The 24,030-nt window shown below is 59.2% G+C and carries 22 protein-coding genes; 15 read left to right on the top strand and 7 right to left on the bottom strand.

What is annotated here, in order from left to right:
- Positions 1–78: 78 nt before the first annotated feature.
- Together L1071_RS12485 and can are read right to left on the bottom strand one after the other, a co-directional pair.
- Positions 79–1,665 (bottom strand): ABC transporter substrate-binding protein, encoded by a 1,587-nt coding sequence (locus tag L1071_RS12485; protein WP_246975339.1) that lies wholly within the window; start codon positions 1,663–1,665, stop codon positions 79–81.
- 148 nt (positions 1,666–1,813) lie between these two features.
- Positions 1,814–2,452 carry a carbonate dehydratase gene (can, locus tag L1071_RS12480; protein WP_246975337.1) on the bottom strand — a complete coding sequence of 213 codons (639 nt, stop codon included), beginning with the start codon at positions 2,450–2,452 and terminating at the stop codon, positions 1,814–1,816.
- Positions 2,453–2,581: 129 nt separating this feature from the next.
- Between can and gorA the strand changes: the two genes are divergently transcribed.
- The 10 genes from gorA (at position 2,582) to yidD (ending at position 11,647) form a co-directional block, all read left to right on the top strand.
- Positions 2,582–3,946 (top strand): glutathione-disulfide reductase, encoded by a 1,365-nt coding sequence (gene gorA, locus L1071_RS12475; protein ID WP_246975335.1) that lies wholly within the window; start codon positions 2,582–2,584, stop codon positions 3,944–3,946.
- A gap of 284 nt (positions 3,947–4,230) precedes the next feature.
- Positions 4,231–4,809, top strand: coding sequence for a diaminobutyrate acetyltransferase (gene ectA / locus L1071_RS12470; protein WP_246975333.1), 579 nt, complete (start codon positions 4,231–4,233; stop codon positions 4,807–4,809).
- Between the two features lie 20 nt (positions 4,810–4,829).
- A complete protein-coding gene (ectB, locus tag L1071_RS12465) occupies positions 4,830–6,101 on the top strand; it encodes a diaminobutyrate--2-oxoglutarate transaminase (RefSeq protein ID WP_246975332.1) in 1,272 nt (423 codons plus the stop codon).
- 114 nt (positions 6,102–6,215) lie between these two features.
- Complete coding sequence (locus tag L1071_RS12460) at positions 6,216–6,611, top strand: ectoine synthase (protein ID WP_246898202.1); 396 nt, start codon at positions 6,216–6,218, stop codon at positions 6,609–6,611.
- A gap of 353 nt (positions 6,612–6,964) precedes the next feature.
- Positions 6,965–7,798: an ATP-dependent zinc protease family protein gene (locus L1071_RS12455; protein WP_246975330.1), complete on the top strand. Its 834-nt coding sequence runs from the start codon at positions 6,965–6,967 to the stop codon at positions 7,796–7,798.
- Positions 7,799–7,880: 82 nt separating this feature from the next.
- On the top strand, positions 7,881–9,389 hold the full coding sequence (locus L1071_RS12450) for an inactive transglutaminase family protein (RefSeq protein ID WP_246975328.1): 1,509 nt from the start codon (positions 7,881–7,883) through the stop codon (positions 9,387–9,389).
- Position 9,390: 1 nt separating this feature from the next.
- The gene (locus L1071_RS12445; protein WP_246975326.1) at positions 9,391–10,353 is read left to right on the top strand and encodes an alpha-L-glutamate ligase-like protein; all 963 of its coding nucleotides are present in this window, start codon (positions 9,391–9,393) and stop codon (positions 10,351–10,353) included.
- An 84-nt stretch (positions 10,354–10,437) separates the two neighbouring features.
- Complete coding sequence (locus tag L1071_RS12440) at positions 10,438–10,887, top strand: Fur family transcriptional regulator (RefSeq protein ID WP_246975324.1); 450 nt, start codon at positions 10,438–10,440, stop codon at positions 10,885–10,887.
- 29 nt (positions 10,888–10,916) lie between these two features.
- Positions 10,917–11,357, top strand: coding sequence for a phosphoribosyl-AMP cyclohydrolase (gene hisI / locus L1071_RS12435; protein ID WP_246975323.1), 441 nt, complete (start codon positions 10,917–10,919; stop codon positions 11,355–11,357).
- Between the two features lie 2 nt (positions 11,358–11,359).
- Positions 11,360–11,647: a membrane protein insertion efficiency factor YidD gene (gene yidD / locus L1071_RS12430; RefSeq protein ID WP_246975321.1), complete on the top strand. Its 288-nt coding sequence runs from the start codon at positions 11,360–11,362 to the stop codon at positions 11,645–11,647.
- 39 nt (positions 11,648–11,686) lie between these two features.
- Here yidD and L1071_RS12425 read toward each other — a convergent pair whose 3' ends face one another.
- A complete protein-coding gene (locus L1071_RS12425) occupies positions 11,687–12,097 on the bottom strand; it encodes a SufE family protein (RefSeq protein ID WP_246975319.1) in 411 nt (136 codons plus the stop codon).
- Between the two features lie 27 nt (positions 12,098–12,124).
- Complete coding sequence (locus L1071_RS12420; RefSeq protein WP_246975318.1) at positions 12,125–13,357, bottom strand: tyrosine-type recombinase/integrase; 1,233 nt, start codon at positions 13,355–13,357, stop codon at positions 12,125–12,127.
- A 211-nt stretch (positions 13,358–13,568) separates the two neighbouring features.
- On the opposite strand from L1071_RS12420, the gene L1071_RS12415 reads away from it, so the two are divergent.
- On the top strand, positions 13,569–14,534 hold the full coding sequence (locus L1071_RS12415; RefSeq protein ID WP_246975316.1) for a DNA-binding protein: 966 nt from the start codon (positions 13,569–13,571) through the stop codon (positions 14,532–14,534).
- Between the two features lie 120 nt (positions 14,535–14,654).
- Here the strand turns inward: L1071_RS12415 and nfuA are convergent, their stop codons facing one another.
- Entirely contained in the window at positions 14,655–15,245 is a 591-nt protein-coding gene (gene nfuA, locus L1071_RS12410) for a Fe-S biogenesis protein NfuA (protein ID WP_246975314.1), read from the bottom strand.
- 215 nt (positions 15,246–15,460) lie between these two features.
- Between nfuA and metH the strand changes: the two genes are divergently transcribed.
- The 3 genes from metH (at position 15,461) to L1071_RS12395 (ending at position 21,474) form a co-directional block, all read left to right on the top strand.
- Positions 15,461–19,198: a methionine synthase gene (gene metH / locus L1071_RS12405; protein WP_246975312.1), complete on the top strand. Its 3,738-nt coding sequence runs from the start codon at positions 15,461–15,463 to the stop codon at positions 19,196–19,198.
- A 133-nt stretch (positions 19,199–19,331) separates the two neighbouring features.
- Positions 19,332–20,984: a nitrite/sulfite reductase gene (locus tag L1071_RS12400; protein ID WP_246975310.1), complete on the top strand. Its 1,653-nt coding sequence runs from the start codon at positions 19,332–19,334 to the stop codon at positions 20,982–20,984.
- Positions 20,977–21,474 (top strand): DUF934 domain-containing protein, encoded by a 498-nt coding sequence (locus tag L1071_RS12395; protein ID WP_246975308.1) that lies wholly within the window; start codon positions 20,977–20,979, stop codon positions 21,472–21,474. The genes L1071_RS12400 and L1071_RS12395 overlap by 8 nt, the downstream gene beginning before the upstream one ends.
- A gap of 89 nt (positions 21,475–21,563) precedes the next feature.
- Here L1071_RS12395 and smrA read toward each other — a convergent pair whose 3' ends face one another.
- Complete coding sequence (gene smrA / locus L1071_RS12390; RefSeq protein WP_246975306.1) at positions 21,564–22,157, bottom strand: DNA endonuclease SmrA; 594 nt, start codon at positions 22,155–22,157, stop codon at positions 21,564–21,566.
- Between the two features lie 157 nt (positions 22,158–22,314).
- On the opposite strand from smrA, the gene L1071_RS12385 reads away from it, so the two are divergent.
- On the top strand, positions 22,315–22,734 hold the full coding sequence (locus tag L1071_RS12385; RefSeq protein ID WP_246975304.1) for a gamma-glutamylcyclotransferase family protein: 420 nt from the start codon (positions 22,315–22,317) through the stop codon (positions 22,732–22,734).
- Positions 22,735–22,807: 73 nt separating this feature from the next.
- On the opposite strand, the gene L1071_RS12380 is transcribed toward L1071_RS12385, so the two are convergent.
- The gene (locus L1071_RS12380) at positions 22,808–24,028 is read right to left on the bottom strand and encodes a YihY family inner membrane protein (protein ID WP_246975302.1); all 1,221 of its coding nucleotides are present in this window, start codon (positions 24,026–24,028) and stop codon (positions 22,808–22,810) included.
- Positions 24,029–24,030 lie beyond the last annotated feature (2 nt).

Genomic DNA, 24,030 nt, shown 5'->3' with positions numbered 1-24,030 from the left:
GAGTGGGCCGGGCCGGAGAAACAGCGTGGATGGGAGTAGGGCAATGCCGCCCGATGGCGGCATTGCATGGTCGCGCCCTTACTGCTCGACCACGAGATCCCCGAGATACGGGAAGTTCATGACGTTGACCACGGGCTCGAGCTTGACGTTTTTCTTCGCCGCCCAAGCAAGATCCTGCCAGTGCAACGGCATGAAGGCGGCGTCGTCATACAGCGCCTTCTCGACCGCCTGCAGCATCTCTGCGCGCTTGTCACGATCGGTCTCGACATTCGCCTGCGCGACTTTCTCGTCGATTTCCGGGTTGCAGTAGTTGGCCGCGTTGTACTGGCCAGCCCCTGTCTCGGGGTCCGGGCACTCGGTGAGGTACTGATACAAGTTGGCGGAGTCTTCGGTATCGGCATGCCAACCGATCATCATGATATCGGCGGCGCGATCGTCGAATTCCCCCCAGTACTGCGCCTTGGGCAAGGTCTTGAGGTCTACGTCGACATTGATGCGCGACAACATCGTGGCCACCGCTTGGGAAATCTTGGCATCGTTCACATAGCGATTGTTGGGCGCCATCATGGTGACCGAGAAGCCATCTTCGTAGCCGGCTTCCTTCATCAACTCCTTGGCTTTCTCGACGTCGTAGCGTGGTTCCAGGCTATCGTTGTACCCGTCGTAACCCTTGGGCGAGAGTTGCGCCGCGGGGGTCGCAAAGCCTTTCATCAGACGGTCGGCGATAGCTTGCTGATTGACCGCGTAGTTGAAGGCCTGGCGGACACGCGGGTCCTCGAATGCTTCCACACGCTTCTGGTTGAGCTGCATCAGGATGATGCGCGTTCCTGACATGGTGGTCAGCTCGACATTCTTGTCGGCTTTGACACGTTCCAGGTCATTGGGCGGCACGGGGGCGATAAAATCGACATCGCCCGAAAGCAGCGCCGAGACACGGGTGGCGTTCTCGCCGATCGGTGTCAGCACGAGACGGTCGACATTGCCCGGGGAGTCTTTGTCCCAGTAATCATCGAAGCGCTCGAACTCGACCTTGACGCCTTGTTGACGCGACACGACCTCGTAAGGGCCAGTGCCCGACGAGTGCCGCGATGCGAAGGAATCGCCATTCTTGACGATTTCATCCTTGGGATCGCCGTCTTCCGTCTCGCCGGAGTAGTACTCGCTATCCATGGGGAAGATATAGGTCGCGAGGTTGAGAACGAGCGGATAGGGCTTATGCGTCTTGATCTCGACGGTATGCTCGTCGATGGCGGTCGCCGAGGCGATGGGGTCGAAGATCGCCTTGAAGTCGCCGCTGTGCTTCAGGCGGTTGATGGTCCAGACCACATCCTTGGCCGTGAAGTCGTTGCCGGTATGGAATTTGACGCCATCGCGCAGCGTGAAGCGCATCGTCTTGTCGTCGATGCGCTCCCACTCCGTCGCCAGACGTGGCTCGAAATTAACGTCTTTCGTCCAGCGCACGAGGGGATCGTGCGTCAGATGCGAAAGCTGAAGAATGCCACCGGAAAGTTGTTCATGGATATCCAACGACACCGGGTCGGCATCGTAGGCCATGCGTAATGTCACGGGATCGCTATCGCTGGACGAGTCTTGCGCCAGCGCAGGCAGTGGAAGCACGACGGAAGCGCCGAGCAACGAAGCCAGGAGAGTCTTCTTATCGATCATGTTGAAGCCCTATTGTGTATTGTTATGCGACGAGAATCGTCAGCTTCAACATAAAGAGCTTTGTAGGAAGACGACAATCGAAATCTTGATGGTCGCCATTCGTCAGATGAATAACCCTGTGCTGGCAACTTCCAGCGCGTGGCCGTTATCAGCGCTCGACGCGGTCGAAGCGATGAATGTGCGAAGCTTCGTCGAGTTGCGATACCGTACACTCGAGATCGGTCACGCAGCCATCGGCCAGGCCGTAGACCCAACCATGCACCGATAGCTTTTGCCCCCGCTGCCAGGCCCGCTGCACGACCTTGGTACGACACAGGTTGGCCACTTGCGCGCGCACGTTGAGTTCACACATGCGATCGACCTTTTCGTCGAACGACAACGGTTCCAGCGCCTCACGGTTGACGCTGTACAATTCGCGCACGCTGTGCAGCCAGTAATCGATCATGCCGTTATCGCCGTCGGCGATCGCGGCCCGCACGCCACCGCAGCCATAGTGACCAACCACCATGATGTGTTCGACCTGCAGTACATCGACCGCGAACTGCACCACCGACAGCGCATTCATGTCATTGTGATACAGCAGATTGGCCACGTTGCGATGCACGAACACCTCGCCCGGCGGCAAGTCGATGATCTGATTCGCGGGCACGCGACTGTCCGAGCACCCGATCCACAGATAATCGGGATTCTGCTGATGCGACAAGCGCTCGAAGAAGTCCGGGTCATGCTCGCGTACGCCAGCGGCCCATTGGCGGTTCTGTTCCAACAGCTTCTTGATATCGCTCATGTAAATCTCTTCATGCAGGGGGTATCCCAGCAACTTTTACCCCCTGAGCCAGCAAGCGTCAATCAGGCCCCTCCCTGAGCGTTCCCCGGACTGTTATCATCTGCGCCATCGAAAAGTCAGGAGAATGACGTGGCTCAGTACGACTACGACCTATTTGTCATCGGCGCGGGCTCCGGTGGCGTACGCGCCGCACGCACGGCAGCCGCCACAGGCGCGCACGTCGCCATCGCCGAGGACCGCTATCTGGGTGGCACCTGTGTGAATGTCGGGTGTGTCCCCAAGAAGCTGTATTCCTATGCGGCACATTTCCATGATGCCTTTGAAGATAGCGCTGGCTTCGGTTGGACGCTGCCCGAGGCACCACGCTTTGACTGGGCGACGTTGCGCGACAACAAGATCGAAGAGATCAAGCGTCTCAACGGTATCTATGGGCGTTTGCTCGAAGGTGCCGACGTCACGTTGATCAATGGTCGCGCCCGCATCACCGGTCCGCACAGCATTGAGATCAACGGCGAGACGGTCTCCGCCGAGAAGATTCTGGTAGCGACCGGCGGCTGGCCCTGGGTGCCCGATATCGAGGGTGCGGAACACGCCGTGGACTCCAACCGCGTCTTCGATCTGGAGACCTTTCCTGAGCGTTTCCTGGTGCTTGGCGGCGGTTATATCGCGGTTGAGTTCGCCAGCATCTTCAATGGGCTCGGCAGCGACGCGCACTTGGTCTATCGCGGCGAGCTGTTCCTGCGCGGCTTCGATCGTGAAGTGCGTGAGTTCACCCGTGACGAGATGCAGAAGAAGGGCGTCAACCTGCACTTCGAAACCACTATCGAGCGTATCGAGCCGGTCGGCGATGCCTATCGCGTCAGTCTGACCAACGGCGAAACGTTGGAAGTGGATGTCGTGCTGGCGGCCACCGGACGCCGCCCGAATCTCGCCGGCCTGGGACTCGACGAGCTGGACATCGCGCTCAATCCCAATGGCACCGTGAAGGTCGACGAGCGTTATCAGACCTCCGAGCCGTCGATCCTCGCCTTGGGCGACGTAACCGGCGGCCCCGAGCTCACCCCTGTGGCGCTCGCCGAGGCCATGCACCTCGTCCAGCACCATTACGGGGATGCCACGCCGCGCCCGCTGGATTACCAGGACATCGCCACGGCGGTGTTCTGTCATCCCAATATCGGTACCGTTGGCCTCAGCGAAGAAGAAGCTCGCGAACAGTGCGAGGGTGGGGTACGCATCTATCGCACCGACTTCCGGCCCATGAAGCACACGCTCTCGGGCAGTCAGGAACGTTGCCTGATGAAGCTGGTCGTCGACGACGTGACTGACCGTGTGGTCGGCGCCCACATGGTGGGCGACGATGCCGGCGAACTCATCCAAGGGATCGCCATCGCCGTACGCGCGCGACTGACCAAGACCGACTTTGACGCCACGGTGGGCATTCACCCCACCAGTGCCGAGGAGTTTGTCACGATGCGCTCCTTGTCACGTCGCTAGCGATATGATGCAGTCTCGGATAGTAAACGGGCCACCTCGGTGGCCCGTTTGCGTTGTTACCCGACAAAAATCTCTCGCCGCGCAATGAATGCATACGCTTCATGATTGACTAGACTAAGAGCAGTCGTGGTTACATAAACCCAAGATAGCGGCGCATACTATATACGCGCATTCGACTATAATGTGTGTTTATGTGAATGCGGCATGACGATAATGTCTTATTTGATCAATGCATAAGCCGCTGTTATTATTGCGAACACATTCGCCATTAGCGAAAAATGGATATGACACCCACGACCGAGAACTTCACGCCTTCCGCCGATCTAGCGCGTCCGAGCGTCGCCGACACCGTGATTGGCAGTGCACAGAAGACTCTTTTCATCCGCAAGCCCACGACCGACGATGGGTGGGGGATCTACGAGCTCGTCAAGGCGTGCCCTCCCTTGGATGTCAACTCGGGATACGCCTATCTATTGCTCGCGACGCAGTTTCGCGATACCTGTGCCGTAGCCACGGACGAAGAAGGGGAGATCGTCGGTTTCGTTTCCGGTTACGTAAAACGCAATGCCCCGGATACCTATTTCCTGTGGCAAGTGGCCGTGGGTGAGAAGGCCCGCGGGACGGGCTTGGCACGGCGTCTCGTCGAAGCCGTGTTGATGCGTTCGGGGATGAGCGGTGTCCACCATCTCGAAACTACCATCACACCCGATAATGAGGCATCGTGGGGGCTGTTCAAGCGCCTTGCCGACCGTTGGCAGGCACCGCTGAACAGCCGTGAGTATTTTTCCACGGGGCAGCTGGGTGGCGAGCACGATCCGGAAAATCTCGTCCGAATCGGCCCGTTCGAGCCGCAACGAATTTGACCCGCTTAAAGAGGCAATCTATGCAGACTGAGATTCTCGAACGTATGGAGTCTGAAGTTCGGACCTATTCGCGTTCGTTTCCCACCGTTTTCACCGAAGCCAAGGGTGCCCGTCTGCACTCTGAAGACGGTAAGCAGTACATCGACTTTCTCGCGGGCGCCGGCACGCTGAATTATGGTCACAATAATCCCCACATCAAGCAGGCGCTGGTGGATTACATCGCCTCCGACGGCATCGTTCATGGCCTCGACATGTGGAGCAAGGCCAAGCGCGAATATCTGGAAACCCTCGAAGAGGTGATCCTCAAGCCGCGTGGGCTGAACTACAAGGTTCAACTACCGGGGCCGACGGGCACCAATGCCGTGGAAGCCGCGATTCGCATCGCCCGCAACGCCAAAGGGCGTCATAACATCGTCGCCTTCACCAACGGTTTCCATGGCGTCACTATGGGGGCGCTGGCCACCACCGGTAACCGCAAATTCCGTGAAGCCACCGGCGGCATCCCGATGCAGGGTGGAAGCTTCATGCCCTTCGATGGCTACATGGGCGAAGGCACCGACACCCTGGGCTATTTCGAAAAGCTGCTGGGCGACAACTCCAGCGGTCTCGATATTCCCGCCGCCGTGATCGTCGAAACGGTGCAGGGCGAGGGCGGTATCAATCCGGCCAGCATTCCGTGGCTACAACGCCTCGAGAAAATCTGCCGCGCTCACGACATCCTGCTGATCATCGATGACATCCAGGCCGGCTGCGGTCGTACCGGTAAGTTCTTCAGCTTCGAGCATGCTGATATCACGCCGGACATCGTCACCAACTCCAAATCGCTATCAGGCTACGGACTGCCGTTCGCTCACGTGCTGATGCGCCCGGAGCTGGATATCTGGAAACCCGGCCAATACAACGGCACGTTCCGTGGGTTCAGCCTTGCGCTCGTGACCGCCGCCGCCGCCATGCGTCACTTCTGGAGCGACGATACCTTCGAGCGTGATGTGCAGCGCAAAGGCGGTATCGTTGAAGAGCGCTTCCAGAAAATCGCCACCTTCATGACCGAGCAAGGGCATGACGCCAGCGAACGTGGTCGTGGCCTGATGCGTGGTCTGGATGTCGTCGACGGCGATATGGCCGACAAGATTACCGCCCAGGCCTTCAAGAACGGTTTGATCATCGAGACGTCGGGTCACTCCGGCCAAGTCGTCAAATGCCTGTGCCCGCTGACCATCTCCGACGAAGACCTCAATGAAGGTCTGGATATCCTTGAACGCAGCGTCAAGGAAGTCTTCGGTCAAGCCTGAGCGTATTATTCGTTAGTCCACTAAAGTTGTTATCGTCACATGCGTTACAGTGGACATTGAATGCGGCCCGCGAGATCGCGGGCCCTTTATTGAGCCCATAGAGGATTGCGCTACATGATCGTTCGTAACCTGGAAGAGTGTCGCAAGACCGAGCGCTTCGTCGAAGCCGACAACGGCAACTGGGATAGCACGCGCTTGGTGCTGGCCGACGACAACGTCGGTTTCTCGTTCAACATTACCCGCATTCATCCGGGCACCGAGACTCACATTCACTATAAGCATCACTTTGAAGCCGTGTTTTGCTACGAAGGTGAAGGTGAAGTCGAGACGCTGGCCGATGGCAAGATTCATCCCATCAAAGCCGGCGATATGTATCTGCTCGATCAACACGATGAGCACTTGCTGCGTGGCAAGGAAAAAGGCATGACCGTGGTATGCACATTCAATCCCGCCTTGACCGGGCGTGAAGTGCATCGTGAAGACGGATCCTACGCGCCGCTCGACGAATAAGCGCTAGCGTCGAGTACGACTGCGAAAACGCTGCCGGATGAGGCAGCGTTTTCTTTTGTGCGTGAGTTGAGGTAAAACTGCCGAGGATGTCGTTCAACATCAACATTGATAGCATTAAGAGGCAGTGACAGGCGCTGTGGATCGTAGTCGTGTTGGTCATGCCTCAAGTTCGCATAATATATATTATGTTAAATGCCATGTTTTATCTTGTGTCAGTAATGGACACCCAGGCAACCGACTCCGTATGATCAAGCGCGATTTTGTTCAGGCGTCTGATATTCTGGCGTCTGAGTTCTACGCCCTCTCGTTTCGTTTCAATGCGTTGCCAAGATGGCCCGCGACAGGAAGATGCTATGCACTCCCGCTCGTTATTTCTTTCCGCTTTGTGCCTTGGTGTGCTGACGCTCGCAGGTTGCGTCTCACCGCAAGTGACCCAGCCCGCCGACGACTTGACCGAAACGGCTTTCGACCAACGTCTGGAGAGTCTAGAGAACAATCTGGCGCTACGCTGCTCGACTCAAACCGAGCTGTTACGTGTTCAAGCCGAGCGCGCACAACGCATCGGTGACAATGTACGGGCTAATGGCAAGCTGCTGCGGCACTTACGCGCTGATGTCGAGAATATCGGTCAAGAACCTCGTGTGGTGACCACGTGTCCCGTCAAGCGTAACGATACTGCCAGCAAGGAAATGCTGGGTCGCAATGAATGGGTCGGCTTTCCCACGGTTGGTACCTATCTCAAGGCTCGTGTAGATTCCGGCGCCAATACATCATCGCTCTCGGCGCATGATGTGACGGAGTTCGAACGCGATGGCGAAAGCTGGGTGCGTTTCAAGCTGGCACTCGAAGATGACGAGCCGGCCGTCGATGGGATGCGTGACGACGTGATCGAGGCGCCGGTGACACGCCGCGTCAAGATTATCCAAGCATCGGGCACCGATAATCGCCCCGTGATCAGTTTGCTGATGACCTTGGGGCCCCTCAAGCAACGCGTCGAGTTCACGCTCAACGACCGCTCGCATCTCGATTATCCCGTCTTGTTGGGCCGGCGCTTCTTCATGGACATTGCGCTGATCGACGTCAGCCAGGCCTATATTCATCCGCGGCCGGAATACCCCGGTGGCGAGAGCGCGGCAGAAGCGGAAAAGGATCAGCAGGACAACGATAGCGAGGAAGAAGCTCGCTGAGACGGCGCCCCTCCATGGCGCATCTCGATAACCTTTAGTGGACGGCGTCACGGCGACGCCGCCTTGTCGACAAGGATAATGCATGTCTCGAGTGCCCTTTTACCTGTTGGTCGGCGCCTTGCTGGCCATCGGTATCGTCTTGACCATCTTCCGGCATTTTCACTACGAAGTTCCCTTCATGCCGGGCGAGCAACGGCAAATATGGGAAGTCGAGGCACAGGTCAATTTCGATGCTGACAATGGCCCCGTCAGAGTCGATCTTGCCCTACCCTCCAATCAGCCAGGCTTCCGCCTGCTGACGGAAAACACCGCCTCCTCGGGGTTCGGACTGTCGTATTTGCGTGATGACAAGGCACGCCATGCGCAGTGGGCCATCCGGCAAGCTAATGGGCCTCAGCAGCTTTATTACTCGGCTCAACTTCTAGTAACCGATGGCGAAGAAGAATTTCTAGCCGAGCCTCCGGCATTACAACGCGATATCGGCTGGGAGCGGCCTTACGACACCGCTGCCAGAGAAGTCATCGGTCAAGCACATGAGCGCTCGGCGGATGCCTTCACATTCACGCGCGAGTTGATCAAGGAATTCACCGATCAGCGCCAGGGAGAAAACGCCCGACTCCTGCTCTCTCAATACGAGCGCCCTGTATTGCTGACGCGCTTGCTCAATCAAGCCGACGTTCATGCCCGGATCGTCAATGGCTTGACGTTGGAAGACGGCCGTCGTCGGCAATCGTTGACCTCCTGGCTGCAAGTGTTCGAAAACGACAAGTGGGTGCTGATTAATCCCCGCACCGGAGAGCAAGGCAAACCCGAGAACCTCCTGTTGTGGGAGCGTAATGGCAATGCCGTGCTCGAAGTCCAGGGCGGCAGCGACTCTCGCGTGAGTTTCTCGATGCTGCGCCATAATGAGCCGGCATCGGTCGCGGTGCGCAATCAGTTTACCGACGATACCCTGCTCAACTTCTCCATTCACAGCTTGCCCATCGAGGAACAGGCACTCTTCAAGACGATCCTGTTGATTCCCATTGGGGCACTGGTCGTCGTGCTGCTGCGTGTTCTCGTAGGACTCGAGACCTCCGGCACTTTCATGCCGGTTTTGATCGCCCTGGCTTTCATCCAGACGACCCTGCTTACCGGTTTGGTCGGTTTTCTGCTCGTCGTTGCCGTGGGCCTGGTGATTCGCAGCTATCTATCGCGGCTCAATTTATTACTGGTGGCGCGAGTGTCGGCGGTGATCATCACGGTCATCGCCATCATTTCGTTATTCTCGGTCATGGCGTATCGCTTCGGTCTCAATGCGGGGCTGACCATCACCTTCTTCCCGATGATTATCCTTTCGTGGACCATCGAACGGATGTCGATCCTATGGGAGGAAGAAGGCCCCAAGGAAGTTTTCAAGCAAGGGTTCGGCAGCCTGCTGACCGCTGTATTGGCCTACCTGGCCATGAACAACCCCTGGGTGCGTCACATCACCTTCAACTTCCTGGGCGTGCAGTTGATTCTCATGGCCATGATTCTGCTGTTGGGGAATTATACCGGGTATCGTTTGCTGGAATTGCGACGCTTCCAGCCCTTGGCGAAGGATGACTGACATGTGGGCGACTCCAGCCAGGTTGCAGGCCAAAGGCGTCATCGGCATGAATCGCCGCAACATACGTTACATCGGACGCTACAATGATCGCCGACTCTATCCTCTCGTCGACGATAAGCTACAGACTAAACTCTTGGCCAAACGCCACGGCATCACCACGCCAGACTTGATCGGCACCGTGAGCACCCAGTTCGATGTAAAACGCGTCGTCGAGGTGGTGAAAGACGCGCCCGGTTTCGTCATCAAGCCCGCCAAGGGCAGTGGCGGCAAGGGCATTCTCGTCGTCGAGCGCCAACAGGATGGCGGTTACATCAAGCCCAGTGGCACGCGTATCGAGCGCGTTGACCTGGAACGACACGTCTCCAATATTCTGTCCGGGCTTTATTCGCTGGGCGGGACTCCCGATGTCGCTGTGATCGAGTCATTGATTGCCTTCGACGAAGCCTTCGCCGCGTATACCTACGAAGGCGTGCCCGATATTCGCGTCATCATCTTCCGCGGATATCCGGTCATGGCGATGATGCGCCTTTCCACGGCGGCATCGGATGGCAAGGCCAACCTGCACCAGGGTGCGGTCGGCGTGGGACTCGACATCACCACGGGGACGGCCTTGCGAGGCGTGCAGTTCAATCGCCCTCGCGAAGACCATCCCGACACCGGCCACGGCCTGGCTTCACTGTACGTTCCAGGTTGGGATGCCCTGCTCCATCTGGCCGCCAGTTGCTATGAAATGACTGGGCTCGGTTACTTGGGCACCGACATGGTACTCGATCGCCATCATGGCCCGATGCTGCTCGAGCTCAATGCGCGCCCGGGGCTGGCCATTCAGATGGCCAATGGCGAAGGGCTAAGACGGCGCCTGGATCTGATCGAGAAGCAAACCGAGACACGCTCGGTCGAGGCGCGCGTCGCCTTCGCACAGCAACATTTCGCACGTGAAGGAGAACTGGCCAGTTCCGCATAATCGCGCGCGGAAGCCGGGCGCGTCTGGCCCCGTTCGGGGCAACGGCGTAGAATGCCCCGCACTACCGAGAACGATGGTGTTGCGATGCTCGACTCCCATGCACTACTGACCCAGGCGGAACGCCAGTGCCAAAAGCACGGTGCGCGCTTCACCCCGATCCGGCGACGTGTCCTGGAAATGATCGCCACCTCGCCTGGCGGTCTCAAGGCCTATGACCTGCTCGACCGTCTCGCCACAGAGCATGCCTCGGCGCGCCCCCCGACCATCTATCGCGCGCTGGAGTTTCTCATCGAACAAGGCCTGGTGCATCGCATCGAGTCACTCAATGCCTATGTCGCTTGCCCTTGCCCCGAGCACGTGCATGGCTTTCAGCTGCTGATATGCCGTTCGTGCGGGCGTGTGGAAGAATTGCACCTCGACGACGTCAACGAGCAACTGACCCAGGTAGCCCATCAACAAGGCTACCGGATCGAGCGCCAAACCATCGAACTACTGGGATTGTGTGCGACCTGCACCGCCCAGGCGTCCGCCTGACTCATCCAACACCAAAGCGACGACATGCCATGACCGATCTCTACAAGCAACTCGAGCCGGCCACGCAAGGCACATACGAACCGACGAGCACGTTGCTCGATGCAGCACGTTGGAACGATGACGGCCTGATTCCCGCCATTGCACAGCAGCATGAGAGCGGCGAGGTGTTGATGATGGCGTGGATGAATCGGGCCGCACTGGAGGAAACGCTGGCGACCGGGCGTGTCTGCTATTGGTCACGCTCGCGCGGCAAGCCGTGGCGCAAGGGCGAGTCCTCCGGGCAGGTTCAACAACTGGTGGCAGCACATCTCGACTGTGACGGCGACACCCTACTGCTGAGCGTCGATCAGCAAGGTCCCGCGTGCCACACCGGGCGGCGCAGCTGCTTCTACATCGCGCTGAGCCAGGAAACGGCGGAAATCGACAGCGCCCCGCTGATCGATCCCGCCGAGCTCTACGACCAGCGCTAGCCATGCGTCGCCTTCTCGGCAAGTGCCTTTCGGGCCTCATGATCGGCCTGCTGCGCGGCTATCAATACGTCATCAGCCCCCTACTCGGTCCGCGCTGCCGCTTCTGGCCCAGCTGCTCGCAATATGCCGTGGAGGCCATCCAGATCCATGGCCCGCTGAAAGGCAGTTGGCTGGCGCTCAAGCGGATCTTGAAATGCCACCCCGGCCATCCCGGCGGCGTCGACCCCGTGCCGCCCGGACCCGGCGACTGTGGCTCATGCGCCGACCACGAGGGTTCCGATACACACTGACGGCCCTCCACTTTTCCAGCAACTCACCCTTCAGCCAAGCTAGGCGGCTTGCTTGGCCACTGTATAGATACGATCGAGCATGGCATGCAGCCCGTTGCTGCGTGTCGGCGACAAATGCTTGTCGAGGCCAAGTTCGCCCAGAAAGTCCGGCGGCGTCGCCTGAATCTCACTGGGGGGCCGGTCGTTGTAGATCCGCAGCAGTACGGCGATCAACCCCGAAACGATGGCGGCGTCGGAGGTTGCATCGAAATGCAGCCGGCCATTCTCCAGGCGGTCGTGAATCCAGACATTGGACTGACATCCCTGAATCTTGGTGTCGTCACTTTTCAACGACTCAGGGAATGCCGGCAACTGCTTGCCCATGTCGATGATGTACTGGTAGCGATCCATCCAGTTGTCGAATATGGCGAACTCATCTGCCAGTTCGGCTTGTGCTTCGCGTGCTGTCATGCGCCCTCCTCGCAAATCGATCACCCATTATAACGTGCCATCATCATGCGTGTCGGCGTCCGCGAGCCGGTGATGTGCCAATTGACGATGCCACTCTTCAGCCTCGGCGTGCAGGTAGCGCGCGGTGGTGTCCAGGCGCGCATGCCTAGCGGTACGCGCCAGATAGCGCAACTCCACGCCGGCCTGCGCCTGATGGGTCAAGGCAGTGTGGCGCAGCCAGTGGGGAGTAGCCTTTTGTAACGGCGCGCGCGTGGGCTCAGGCAGGTCGTCAAGAGCTTGGTACCCCGCCCGAAATGTCTCGCGAATCAGCCGATAGAGCTGGTTATCCCCTACCCCGCGCCGGCCATCCAGTGCGCGCAGCAACGGCGTGGTGTCGTCGGGTTCAGGCTGCGGTGACACGCCCAGCGTCATTCGCCACTCCGCGAGCAACGTCATCATGTCCGGTGGCACCGGCACTTCGGCCAGCTTGTCGCCCTTCCCCACGACCCGCCACCACCAGCGCCCTTCGCGCTGGACGAAGTCGCCCATGCGCGCCTGAGCCACCTCACCGAGTCGCGGTGCCAGCAGGTAAGCAAAGCCGAACAAGAAACGCCGCCGCGCCCAACGATAATAGGCACCATCACCGGCCTGCGGTGACGGCGGCGTTTGCAACCACGCCCAGAAGCGCTGCCATAGCGCTCGCTCGAGATAACGCTCGATACGTTCGCTGCGATTGTCCATGCGGCGACGTTTGTCGCGCATCAGCCGAAACGGATTGTGCTCGAGCCATCCCGCCTCGACCAGCCAGGCGAACATGCCCTGCAAAATGACCAAAGACTGACGCCGACTGGCCGCCGATAATGGCTGCCGGAATGGCCGCCAATCCACATCGGCACGTGGACGCGACGGCCCTACCCAGCGTGATGCCGGTTGTGGGTCGGCCAGGAATCGTTCGTAAGCATCCAGCGTGTCACGCCGCACGTCGGGCAACCCTTCACCACGCTGCTGAAGCCACAACAGCAAGCGCTCGGCTTCCTTGCGATAGGCGCGCCATGTCTGGGGGCTCGACTGGAATTCGCGCAGCCAGAGTGCAATGGCGTCGACATCGGTACGCGCCGAGATATGTGCACTATGCCTCGCGCGCTGGCCCTCGATCCCGCTCCCAACCTCTCTCAGCGCCGCTTCTGGCGGCGCCGAGGCGACACTGGTTTCGAGGGCGACGATCGCCTCGAGCCGTCCTTCTTGCTGTTCTTTCGGCTTCTGCCCTCGCTCGTCCTGCATGACGCCTGATGCCTTCTGTGTCTTTATTGCCGCGAGTCTCCGATATTACGTCAAAAAATTCAAGATAATACGCGTAATCTTGAATTTATCGATAGTTTCATAATGTATTTTACGTATTATGTTTAACGTAATATTGGCCAATTTCAGGTAACGAGGTATGCTGTGGGGAGTAATCAACGCCCAATGTGGCGCCCGGTACAGAGGACTCGACATGGCCCGCAACGGCATTCAATACGAGGACGTACAGCGCGCGATCGATACGCTGCTACGCCAAGACGACGCGCCCACCGTCCAGAAGATCCGCGACATCCTGGGCACGGGAAGCTTCACGACCATCAGCGATCACTTGCGGGAATGGCGATTGCGGCGGGAGCGGAACCGGGATGTCACGGCGAGCGATACCCCGCCGGAGGCGCTACAGGCATGGATGACGGATCTCTGGGAAAAAGCCCAGGCGCTGGCGGCGGAGTCGCTGGCGCATTACCGTCAGGAGGCCGATCAGCGTGTCGAAGAGGCGCAAACCGAGGCCCAAACCGCCGCTCGCAAGTCGGCGGACGCCGAGGAACGCCTGGCAGCGTTGAATACGCATTTCGAGCAGGCCCAGGCACGGCTGGAAGAAAAGACAATGCAGCTGGCTAATGCACAAAGCGAACTGCAAGCGGCCCATCAGCAGGAAACCCAGCAGGCACGGCGCGTGCAGCAGCTCGACGAGGAATGCCAGAAACATCAGCGCCACCTGGAAACCGCTCGCAGCGAGCACCGCGATGCCATGGCAGAGCTCTCACGTGAGCATCAAACGCAGCTAAAACAGGAAGAACAGCGCCACGAAGCGGCGGAAGCACGCTTGATGGGGCTTCTCGATGACGCGCGTCAGGAGCGCCAGAATATCGAGAAACAGGCCCAAAAACGCGCTGCGTCCCTGGAACAGAAATTCGAGCGTGTGCAGGCTGAGCTCGCCGAGCAGCGCCGCCATTACACGGCACTGGAAGAAAAAGCGCGCAGCGAGACCTCGCAGCGGCAAGCATTGGAAAACAAGTTGCGGGAAAGTCAGGGCCAGCTACAGCAGATACAAAGCGACAACCGGCGGGCAGAACGCGAGCTCGAGCAGCAGCATGCCATCAATCGCGAGCTGCGTGAAAAACTGGCGCGCCTACCATTGCCACCCTTCGTCGTCTAATCTGAAACACGGACGCTTCTTAGCCACCAGGCCTCAAAATGACGAAAGCCCGCACTTGGCGGGCTTTCGATGCTGGTTCAGAACTGTCACGACCCAGGGGATGGCCGCGTCTAGTGCCGATCAGCGGTAATAGGCGTTGGTATCGTCGGTGTGGTCGGTGACGTCACGGATACCGACCAATTCGGGAATGCGCTCGACCAGCGTCTTCTCGACCCCGTCTTTAAGGGTTATATCGACCGCAGCGCACCCTTGGCAACCACCGCCGAACTGCAGTACGGCGACATTTTCCTCGGTCAACTGCATCAGGCGAATTTCACCCCCATGCGCTGCCAGGCCGGGATTGATTTCGCTGTAAAGCACGTAATTGACACGATCTTCTAACGGGCTGTCGGCATTGACCTGCGGCATCTTGGCATTGGGCGCCTTGATGGTCAGCTGGCCACCCATGCGGTCCGAATTGAAGTCGACCACCGCTTCTTCGAGAAACGCGATGCTGTTCTTCTCAAGATATACCGTGATCTTGTCCAGATCGAGCCTTTCGTCGCTAGGCTCTTCCTCACCCGGACGGCAATACGCCAGGCAGGTCTCGGCGTAGGGCGTCCCCGGCTGGGTGATGAAGATACGCACCGCGATGCCTTCGACGTTCTGCTTGGCCAACAGCTCGGCAAGATATTCCTGAGCGTTGTCGGTGATTTGGATGGGCTGGCTCATAAAACGTTACTCTCTACCTGAGATGTTGCCTTCATGGTATGAAAAAGCGTCGCCCGACACAATCCCGAGTATTTTGCTGGGTCTTGGCGACTGCCCACATTGCGGCGCTTCTGGTACCATCCCCGCCTCATGTACCGCCTGCGTGACATCGGCCTCCGGCCTGTTTCGCTGACGCACGTTCTATCGCTCGGATCCCGCTGGAGAAATACGCTGACATGCCTGCCGCCACTGCTTCGTCATTAACACTCGCCGCTGCGTTCTCGTCACTTCACGAACAGCTGGCACGGCGCATCATGATCCTCGATGGCGGCATGGGCACCATGCTGCAGGGCTACGAGCTGGATGAAGACGACTTCCGGGGACAGCGCTTCGCCGACTGGCCGAGCGATCTAAAGGGCAATAATGACTTGTTGGTGCTGACGCGTCCCGATGTGGTACGCGACATTCATCGCGCCTATCTCGAAGCCGGCGCGGATATTGTCGAAACCAACACCTTCAACAGCACCCAATTGTCGCAATCCGATTACGACATGCAGGCTCTGGTGCCGGAGATTAACCGTGAAGCGGCGCGTCTAGCCAAGGATGTCTGCGAGGCAGTGGGCTCGGAAACCGACGTGCCCCGCTATGTCGCCGGCGTGCTGGGGCCAACCTCGCGCACGGCGTCGCTCTCGCCGGATGTCAACGACCCCGCCAAGCGCAATGTCACGTTCGATCAGTTGTTCGACAACTACTATGAGGCGGCCGACGCCCTGATCGACGGCGGTGTCGACCTGTTCATGATCGAGACCATCTTCGACACGCTCAACGCCAAGGCCGCCATCTATGCGCTCGAAAGGCTGTTCGAAGCGCGTGGCAAGCGTTGGCCGGTGATGATCTCGGGTACTATCACCGATGCCTCCGGGCGCACGCTTTCCGGACAGACCACCGAGGCGTTCTGGAACTCGATCCGCCACGCTCAACCGCTGTCCGTGGGGCTCAACTGCGCCCTCGGCGCGGCGGAACTGCGGCCCTATCTCGAAGAACTCTCCCACAAGGCCGATACCTTCGTCTCGGCGCACCCCAACGCGGGGTTGCCCAACGAGTTCGGTGAATACGACCAGACCGCCGAGGAAATGGCAGCGATCGTGCGTGAATTCGCCGAAAGCGGCATGGTCAATATCATCGGCGGTTGTTGCGGTACCGCGCCGGAGCATATTGCTGCCATTCGCGAGGCGGTGAGCGAGCTGGCGCCGCGTCATGTCGCCGAGCGTCCTAAGGCCTGCCGTCTCGCAGGGTTGGAGCCGTTCAACATCGAAGCGGACTCGCTGTTCGTCAACGTTGGTGAGCGTACCAACGTCACCGGGTCGGCGCGCTTCAAGCGCTTGATCAAGGAAGAGGACTACACCACCGCGCTCGAAGTCGCGCTGGAGCAGGTCGAGAACGGCGCCCAGGTCATCGACATCAACATGGACGAGGGCATGCTCGAGTCCCAGGACGCCATGGTGCGCTTCCTGAATCTGATCGCTTCGGAGCCGGATATCTCGCGCGTGCCGATCATGCTCGACTCCTCGAAGTGGGAGATAATCGAGGCGGGGCTCAAATGCGTCCAGGGCAAGTCGGTGGTCAACTCGATCTCGCTCAAGGAAGGTGAAGACGCCTTTCGCCAACAGGCCATGGCCTGCCGCCGCTACGGGGCTGCCATCGTGGTCATGGCCTTCGACGAACAAGGCCAGGCGGACACCTTCCAGCGCAAGACGCAGATCTGCGAGCGCGCCTACCGCCTGTTGGTCGATGATATCGGCTTTCCCGCCGAAGACATCATCTTCGACCCCAACATCTTCGCCATTGCCACGGGCATCGAGGAGCACAACAACTACGCCGTCGACTTCATCGAAGCCTCGCAGTGGATTCGCAAGCATCTGCCGCATGCCATGCTCTCGGGCGGCGTTTCCAACGTCTCGTTCTCGTTTCGCGGCAATAACGCGGTGCGTGAAGCGATCCACTCGGTATTCCTCTATCACGCCATCAAGGCTGGCCTGAGCATGGGCATCGTCAACGCCGGACAGCTGGCGGTCTACGACGATCTGCCCGCCGAACTGCGCGAGGCCGTCGAAGACGTGGTGCTCAATCGTCGCGACGACGGCACGGAACGCCTGCTCGACATTGCCGACAAATACAAGGGCGACGGCAGTGGCGGCGAGAAGAAGGAAGACCTGGAATGGCGTAGCTGGGAAGTTGAGAAACGCATCGAGCATGCCCTGATCAAGGGCATCACCGCGTACATCGAGGACGACACCGAACTGGCGCGACAACGTGCCGAGCGCCCCATCGAGGTCATCGAAGGGCCCCTGATGGACGGCATGAACGTGGTCGGCGACCTGTTCGGCGATGGCAAGATGTTCCTGCCTCAGGTGGTCAAGTCGGCGCGGGTCATGAAACAGGCGGTCGCCTATCTCATCCCCTACATCGAAGCCGAGAAGAGCGCGGGTGCCCAGGCCAAGGGCAAGATCGTCATGGCCACGGTCAAGGGCGACGTGCATGACATCGGCAAGAACATCGTCGGCGTGGTCCTGCAGTGTAACAACTACGAGGTCATCGACCTCGGCGTGATGGTGCCGGCGGAGAAGATCTTCGCCGCCGCGCGCGAGCACAACGCCGACATCATCGGCTTATCTGGGCTGATCACGCCGTCGCTGGACGAGATGGTCCACGTAGCCAAGGAAATGCAGCGCCAGGACTTCACGATCCCGCTGCTGATCGGCGGTGCGACGACCTCCAAGGCCCACACCTCGGTCAAGATCGCGCCACAGTACGAACAGCCGGTCATCTACGTCAGCGATGCCTCGCGCGCCGTCGGCGTTGCCAGCCGCTTGCTCTCACCGACGCTCAAGCCGAGTTACGTCGAGGAGATACGCGAGGAATACGACAAGGTTCGCGAGCGCAATGCCAAGCGTCGCCCCAAGGCTGCCGACCTCACTTACAGTGAGGCGCGCGAACGCCGTCCCGCACTCGATTGGGCCGATTACACGCCGCCCGAACCAACCTTCAGCGGGCTCAAGGTATTCGACGATTATCCGTTGGAAGAGCTGGTCGAGCGCATCGACTGGACGCCCTTTTTTATGAGCTGGCAGTTGTCCGGCAAGTACCCCAAGATTCTTGAGGACAAGGTCGTCGGCGAGGCGGCCTGCAGCCTGTTTGCCGATGCCCAGACGATGCTTCACAAGCTAGTCGATGAACGCCACATAACGGCGCGCGGTGTGATCGGCATGTGGCCTGCCAACAGCATCGACGACGATAGCCTCGAGGTCTATGCCGACACTTCGCGCAGCGAGGTGATCGAGCGTCTGCACCATATTCGCCAACAGACCACCAAGAACCGCGACGGCGTCTGCCAAAGCCTCGCCGACTTCATCGCGCCGCGTGACCAGGAAAACGGCGACCCCAGCGGCAAGCAGGATTGGATCGGCGGTTTCGCGGTGACCACCGGGCACGGTGCGGACGAGCTAGCAAAGCAATACGAGGCGGCCGGCGACGATTACAACGCCATCATGGTCAAGGCCCTCGCCGATCGCCTCGCAGAAGCCTTCGCCGAACGCATGCACGAGCGTGTACGCAAGGAATTCTGGGGGTATGTGCCCAATGAAACCCTGGACAACGACGCGTTGATCGCCGAAAAGTACCAGGGCATTCGGCCTGCTCCCGGCTACCCCGCCTGCCCGGACCATACCGAGAAGGCCACGCTCTTCCGGTTGCTGGATGCCACCGCCAAGACCGGCATCGAGCTGACCGACAACTACGCTATGTGGCCCTCGGCGGCGGTCTCAGGCTGGTACTTCTCGCATCCGCACTCGAAATACTTTTCTACCGGCAAGATCGGGCGGGACCAGGTCGAATCGCTGGCGGCGCGCAAGCAGATGCCATTGAAGGATCTCGAGCGCTGGTTATCGCCAGTATTGTCCTACGATCCCGAATGAGAGATACCATCGAACGGCCTTTTTAATAACATAAATGCAATAAGCTATTATTATTTATTCTTTCAAAGAATATAGAAGGCAGGGTAAGGTGCCCTGCTACGGCAATCCATGTGACTAGCAGGACACCGCCTGTATGTATCGGTACGACACGTACGACCAAACGCTCGTCGACGAGCGCGTCGCCCAGTTCCGCGACCAGATGCGCCGCTATCTCGAAGGCAAGATCAGCGACGAAGAATTTCTACCGCTGCGCGTGCAGAACGGCCTCTATGTACAGCGCTATGCGCCGATGCTGCGTATTGCCATTCCCTACGGCATGCTGGCCTCCTATCAGCTACGCAAGCTGGGCGAGATCGCCGCACGCTACGATCGCGGCTATGGCCATTTCACCACGCGTACCAATCTGCAGCTGAACTGGCCGAAACTCGAGGACGTGCCGGATATCCTGGCCGATCTGGCGAGCGTGCAAATGCATGCCATCCAAACCAGCGGCAACGATATCCGTAATACCACCACCGATCAGTTTTCCGGCATCGCCGGCGACGAGGATGTCGACCCGCGGCCCTGGTGCGAACTCATTCGTCAGTGGTCGACCTTCCACCCCGAGTTCGCCTATCTGCCGCGCAAGTTCAAGATCGCCGTGACCGGTGCCGAGGAAGACCGCGCGGCCATCCAGGTGCACGACGTGGGCCTGCGCTTCTGGCGCAACGCGGACGGCGACGTGCGCGTCAAGGTACTTGTTGGCGGTGGTCTGGGGCGTACGCCGATGATCGGCGCCGTGATCTGTGACGACCTGCCGTGGCAACACCTGCTGACGTATCTCGAAGCGATCCTGCGCGTCTACAACCAATACGGCCGGCGCGACAACAAGTTCAAGGCGCGTATCAAGATTCTGGTCAAGGCACTGGGCATCGACGAGTTTAGGCGTCGTACCGAGGCGGAGTGGGCGCATCTCAAGGATGGCCCGCAGACGTTGACCGACGAGGCGATTTCCGCCGTGACCGGTCACTTCGTCGAGCCGCCCCGCCGCGACGTTGCCGAGGACGCCATCCAGGCCTACGAGCGCCTGCGCGGGGAAAACCGTGCCTTCGCTCGCTTCGTGACCAACAACGTCACCGATCACAAGGTCCCCGGTTACAAGGCCGTGACGCTGTCGCTCAAGCGTCACGACCATTCACCCGGCGATGTGACCTCTGAAGACATGGCCGCCGTTGCGGATCTGGCCGATGAATTCGGTTATGGCGAGCTGCGCGTTACGCACGAGCAGAATCTGGTGCTGACCGATGTGCCGGTGGATCGCATGCAAGAACTCTGGCAACGGCTCGAGACACTGGGCATGGCCAATCCTACCGTGGGGACTCTGGCCGATTTGATCTGCTGCCCGGGCGGCGATTACTGCTCGCTGGCCAATGCCAAGTCGATCCCCGTTGCCCAGGAAATCCAGCAGCGCTTCGAAGATCTGGACTTCCTCTATGATCTGGGGCCGCTGGAACTCAACATCTCCGGCTGCATGAATGCCTGCGGTCACCACCACGTGGGGCATATCGGTATTCTCGGCGTCGACAAGAAGGGCGAGGAGTATTACCAGATTTCACTGGGCGGCAGTCAGGGCAACGAGTCGTCACTGGGCAAAATTCTTGGTCCCTCTTTCTACCGAGAAGACGTGACCAACGTGATCGACAAGCTGCTGAAGGTCTACGTCGGTGAACGTACGCCCGACGAGACGTTTCTCGATACCTATCGCCGCATCGGCCTGAAGCCTTTCAAGGAGCATGTCTATGCCTGAGCAGCCACGCACCCTGATCGCCAATCGCCGCGTTGAGGACGATGAATGGGTACTCTGCGAGGAAGATGCACCACGCCCCGAGAGCGGGCGGGTCATCGTCCCGTTGGTGGAGTGGCAGGAAGCGTCCGGCGACGACATCGCGCCGTTGCTTGCCAGCGATACCGAGCTTACGCCCGAGCTCGCCGAGCAGCTACTTGCCGCGCCGCTGGTCGCCATCGACTTTCCCAGGTTCACCGATGGCCGTGGCTACAGCATTGCGCGTCAGCTTCGCGAGCGCCATGGGTACCGGGGACAGATTCGCGCGGTCGGCGACGTCCTGATCGATCAGCTGTATTACATGTCGCGTTGCGGCTTCGACGCCTTCTTGCTGCGCGAAGATCAAATCGTCGAAGATGCACTCAACGCTCTGGACACGTTCAGCCTCAGCTACCAGCCCGGCACCGACACGCCGGAGCCCCTGTTCAGACGGCGTATGCGCGAAAGCGCCTAACGCTGCCAGGCACTGGCCGACGCACGCTCAAACGAGAAGGACGTCGGCCCTCTGCGTTTTTCTCTTAGCTCGCTTCTCCCGATAGGGAATCAGCCCCGTCGTTTCTGCTGGCGTTCGCGATTTCTGGCGCGGGCACGCTCCGACTTGCGCAACATGGCATAGGTGGCACCCAAGCCGCCGTGGCTTTTATGCGCCGAGACATAAGCTTGCACCTCATCGAACTGCGCCAGCCATTTGCCGACGTAGGAGCGTGCGATATTCGCCTGCCCTTCAGCTTCCTTGCTACGGCCATGCACGATCAACACACAGCGCAGGTCATGCTCGCGCGCATCGCGTATGAACCGAAACAGCTCACGGCGACATACTTCAAGCGGCCTTTTTTGCAAGTGCAAATACGCTTCCGGGGCATAGCCGCCATGGCGCAAACGCTCGACAACGCCGAGTTGGATGCCATCGCGGCGATACTCGATGGGATCGGCCGGCCCTACCAGCTCGACGAACTCATCGGATAAGAAATTGCTCTCCGACTCATCGGCCTCGGCCTGAGCACGGCGAGCCAACTGAGCCTCAGAAGGAGCGGAGGGCGAATATTCGACGTCCGCCTTGTCGCGGCCTTTGGTCAAGGGCTGAACGTCTTCTCCCAACATCTGCCGAAATAGATCGTCCCGCATGTGCTGGCTCATTGGCTTGCTCTCCTATGGCCCACGATCTCGGGAAGCCTTGACGGTTCCCAAGCTAACGAGATAATGCCACACTCACCGCCCCTGGCGGCAAGCGCAAACATGGGCACCCTGCTTCACTCGTACACAGTCTTGCACTTTAAGAACTCGGGAGATGCCAATGCGCTGGGTCTATAGAATTGGGGGTGCCGCCGTACTCGTCATCGTTCTCGGGTTCGGCTACCTTTGGTACGCCTTCCAGAGCCCCTATGGCTATGCAGCACCCGCCAACCCGCCGATTATGGATCATCGCCTCGAACACCATACCGTGTTTGTCTATGGCACTCTGCGTTATGCCCCGATCCGCTGGCTAGTCATGCGACGTGCCGGTACCGCGACACCCGCCACGCTTCGTGGTTATACCCGTGATGAGTTGGATATTTCACCCGCGACGAATGCGCAGGTCGATGGCTATACTCTTTCAGTCACAAGCGATGAACTCAAACGTTTGGACCGATACGAGCATCTCGGCGAGCGTTATCGGCGTATAAACGTCAAACTCGCTAGTGGTCAAAGTGCTTGGGTTTATCAACGCTTATAGTCAGGTTCAATTTTGAGATGAAAGCGCAAGGTAGATAACGGTATAAAATATGAATATTTCAATCACCCTGCCGTCATTCACGAGACGAGTGCAATAGGCTTTCAATAGGCTTCGTCAATACCTGCTGGCGGTGATCTTCAGCCTCCTGAAGCGCAGCATGCACGAGCGCCATTTCGCTCAGCGGCGCATTGTCACCCAGCGGCACCGGCCATGGCATGGCACGCTGAAACTCCCAGAGCGTCAGCTCACCCAGATCACGTCCCAGCATCCAGCGATCATTGTCGAGCTGAGCGGCCACCCCGAGCTTTTCCAGAGGCGTCATCACTTCCGTGTACCGCAGCCCAAGGCACATCGCCAATTCTCGGTCGGCAAGCGATCGCCCATGCTGATGCGCTTCATGAAGACGCGATACGACACCCACGGCTTGCCAGAATGGTGGCCAGTAACGCCATTCGACACGTCGGCGCTCACTCAACCAGGCCGCGAGCTCAGCCCCCACCAACACGATCGACCAAGACAGAAACACCCATATCAAAAACAAGGGCACGGCGGCAAAAGTGCCATAGATCACTTGGTAGGAGGGGAAATAAGTGACATAAAGCGAAAAAGCGCCCTTGGCAAGCTCCAGCGCCAGTGCCGCCAACCCTGCCCCGGCCACGGCATGCCGAAAGCGCACGCGGCAATTAGGCACCGCCATGTAGATGAAGACGAATGCCGTGAAGCTCAGCGTCAGCGGCAACAGACGCAGGAAGGTCGCCGGCCCGCCCAGCACCTCGGCGGCACCGCGCACCAACGTCAACGACGCCAGGTAGGAAGATAGCAAGAACCCGGAACCTAGCAGCAAAGGGCCGAGCGTCAGCACCGCCCAATACAACAAAAAGCTGGACACTCCCCGTCGACTCCGCGACACATGCCAGATCGTGTTGAACGCTTTTTCGACGGTGACCATCATCATCACGGCTGTCACCAGCAGAAAGATCAGACCGATCAACGTCAGGCTGCGGGCCTGGCGAGAAAAATCACGCAAGTGCTCGACCAACGACGACCCCGTGGCAGGCACGAATTGGCTGAAAATCAGGCCTTGAAGTTCTTCGCTGATCCCTTGAAAGCTGGGGATGGCCGACAGCATTGCATAGACGACGGTCATGAACGGGACCACGGCGAACAAGGTCGTATAGGTCAACGCCGAAGCAGTCTTGAGCCCGTCATGAGAATCGAAACGCTGTATCAGTTCACGCAGGCTACGCAGGATGATGGCGGGCCAGCGGCGGTCGAGGAGTTGTGGGCGTCGCATGT

The organism is Chromohalobacter sarecensis (assembly GCF_023061135.1).
Taxonomy (GTDB): domain Bacteria; phylum Pseudomonadota; class Gammaproteobacteria; order Pseudomonadales; family Halomonadaceae; genus Chromohalobacter; species Chromohalobacter sarecensis.
This window is presented reverse-complemented; position numbering and strand designations above follow the sequence as displayed.

Bases quoted from the DNA above. Each gene is read 5' to 3' on its own strand.
- L1071_RS12485 (WP_246975339.1), bottom strand. From the start codon at position 1,665: ATGATCGATAAGAAGACTCTCCTGGCTTCGTTGCTCGGCGCTTCCGTC.
- can (WP_246975337.1), bottom strand. From the start codon at position 2,452: ATGAGCGATATCAAGAAGCTGTTGGAACAGAACCGCCAATGGGCCGCT.
- ectA (WP_246975333.1), top strand. From the start codon at position 4,231: ATGACACCCACGACCGAGAACTTCACGCCTTCCGCCGATCTAGCGCGT.
- ectB (WP_246975332.1), top strand. From the start codon at position 4,830: ATGCAGACTGAGATTCTCGAACGTATGGAGTCTGAAGTTCGGACCTAT.
- L1071_RS12460 (WP_246898202.1), top strand. From the start codon at position 6,216: ATGATCGTTCGTAACCTGGAAGAGTGTCGCAAGACCGAGCGCTTCGTC.
- L1071_RS12455 (WP_246975330.1), top strand. From the start codon at position 6,965: ATGCACTCCCGCTCGTTATTTCTTTCCGCTTTGTGCCTTGGTGTGCTG.
- L1071_RS12450 (WP_246975328.1), top strand. From the start codon at position 7,881: ATGTCTCGAGTGCCCTTTTACCTGTTGGTCGGCGCCTTGCTGGCCATC.
- L1071_RS12445 (WP_246975326.1), top strand. From the start codon at position 9,391: ATGTGGGCGACTCCAGCCAGGTTGCAGGCCAAAGGCGTCATCGGCATG.
- L1071_RS12440 (WP_246975324.1), top strand. From the start codon at position 10,438: ATGCTCGACTCCCATGCACTACTGACCCAGGCGGAACGCCAGTGCCAA.
- hisI (WP_246975323.1), top strand. From the start codon at position 10,917: ATGACCGATCTCTACAAGCAACTCGAGCCGGCCACGCAAGGCACATAC.
- yidD (WP_246975321.1), top strand. From the start codon at position 11,360: ATGCGTCGCCTTCTCGGCAAGTGCCTTTCGGGCCTCATGATCGGCCTG.
- L1071_RS12425 (WP_246975319.1), bottom strand. From the start codon at position 12,097: ATGACAGCACGCGAAGCACAAGCCGAACTGGCAGATGAGTTCGCCATA.
- L1071_RS12420 (WP_246975318.1), bottom strand. From the start codon at position 13,357: ATGCAGGACGAGCGAGGGCAGAAGCCGAAAGAACAGCAAGAAGGACGG.
- L1071_RS12415 (WP_246975316.1), top strand. From the start codon at position 13,569: ATGGCCCGCAACGGCATTCAATACGAGGACGTACAGCGCGCGATCGAT.
- nfuA (WP_246975314.1), bottom strand. From the start codon at position 15,245: ATGAGCCAGCCCATCCAAATCACCGACAACGCTCAGGAATATCTTGCC.
- metH (WP_246975312.1), top strand. From the start codon at position 15,461: ATGCCTGCCGCCACTGCTTCGTCATTAACACTCGCCGCTGCGTTCTCG.
- L1071_RS12400 (WP_246975310.1), top strand. From the start codon at position 19,332: ATGTATCGGTACGACACGTACGACCAAACGCTCGTCGACGAGCGCGTC.
- L1071_RS12395 (WP_246975308.1), top strand. From the start codon at position 20,977: ATGCCTGAGCAGCCACGCACCCTGATCGCCAATCGCCGCGTTGAGGAC.
- smrA (WP_246975306.1), bottom strand. From the start codon at position 22,157: ATGAGCCAGCACATGCGGGACGATCTATTTCGGCAGATGTTGGGAGAA.
- L1071_RS12385 (WP_246975304.1), top strand. From the start codon at position 22,315: ATGCGCTGGGTCTATAGAATTGGGGGTGCCGCCGTACTCGTCATCGTT.
- L1071_RS12380 (WP_246975302.1), bottom strand. From the start codon at position 24,028: ATGCGACGCCCACAACTCCTCGACCGCCGCTGGCCCGCCATCATCCTG.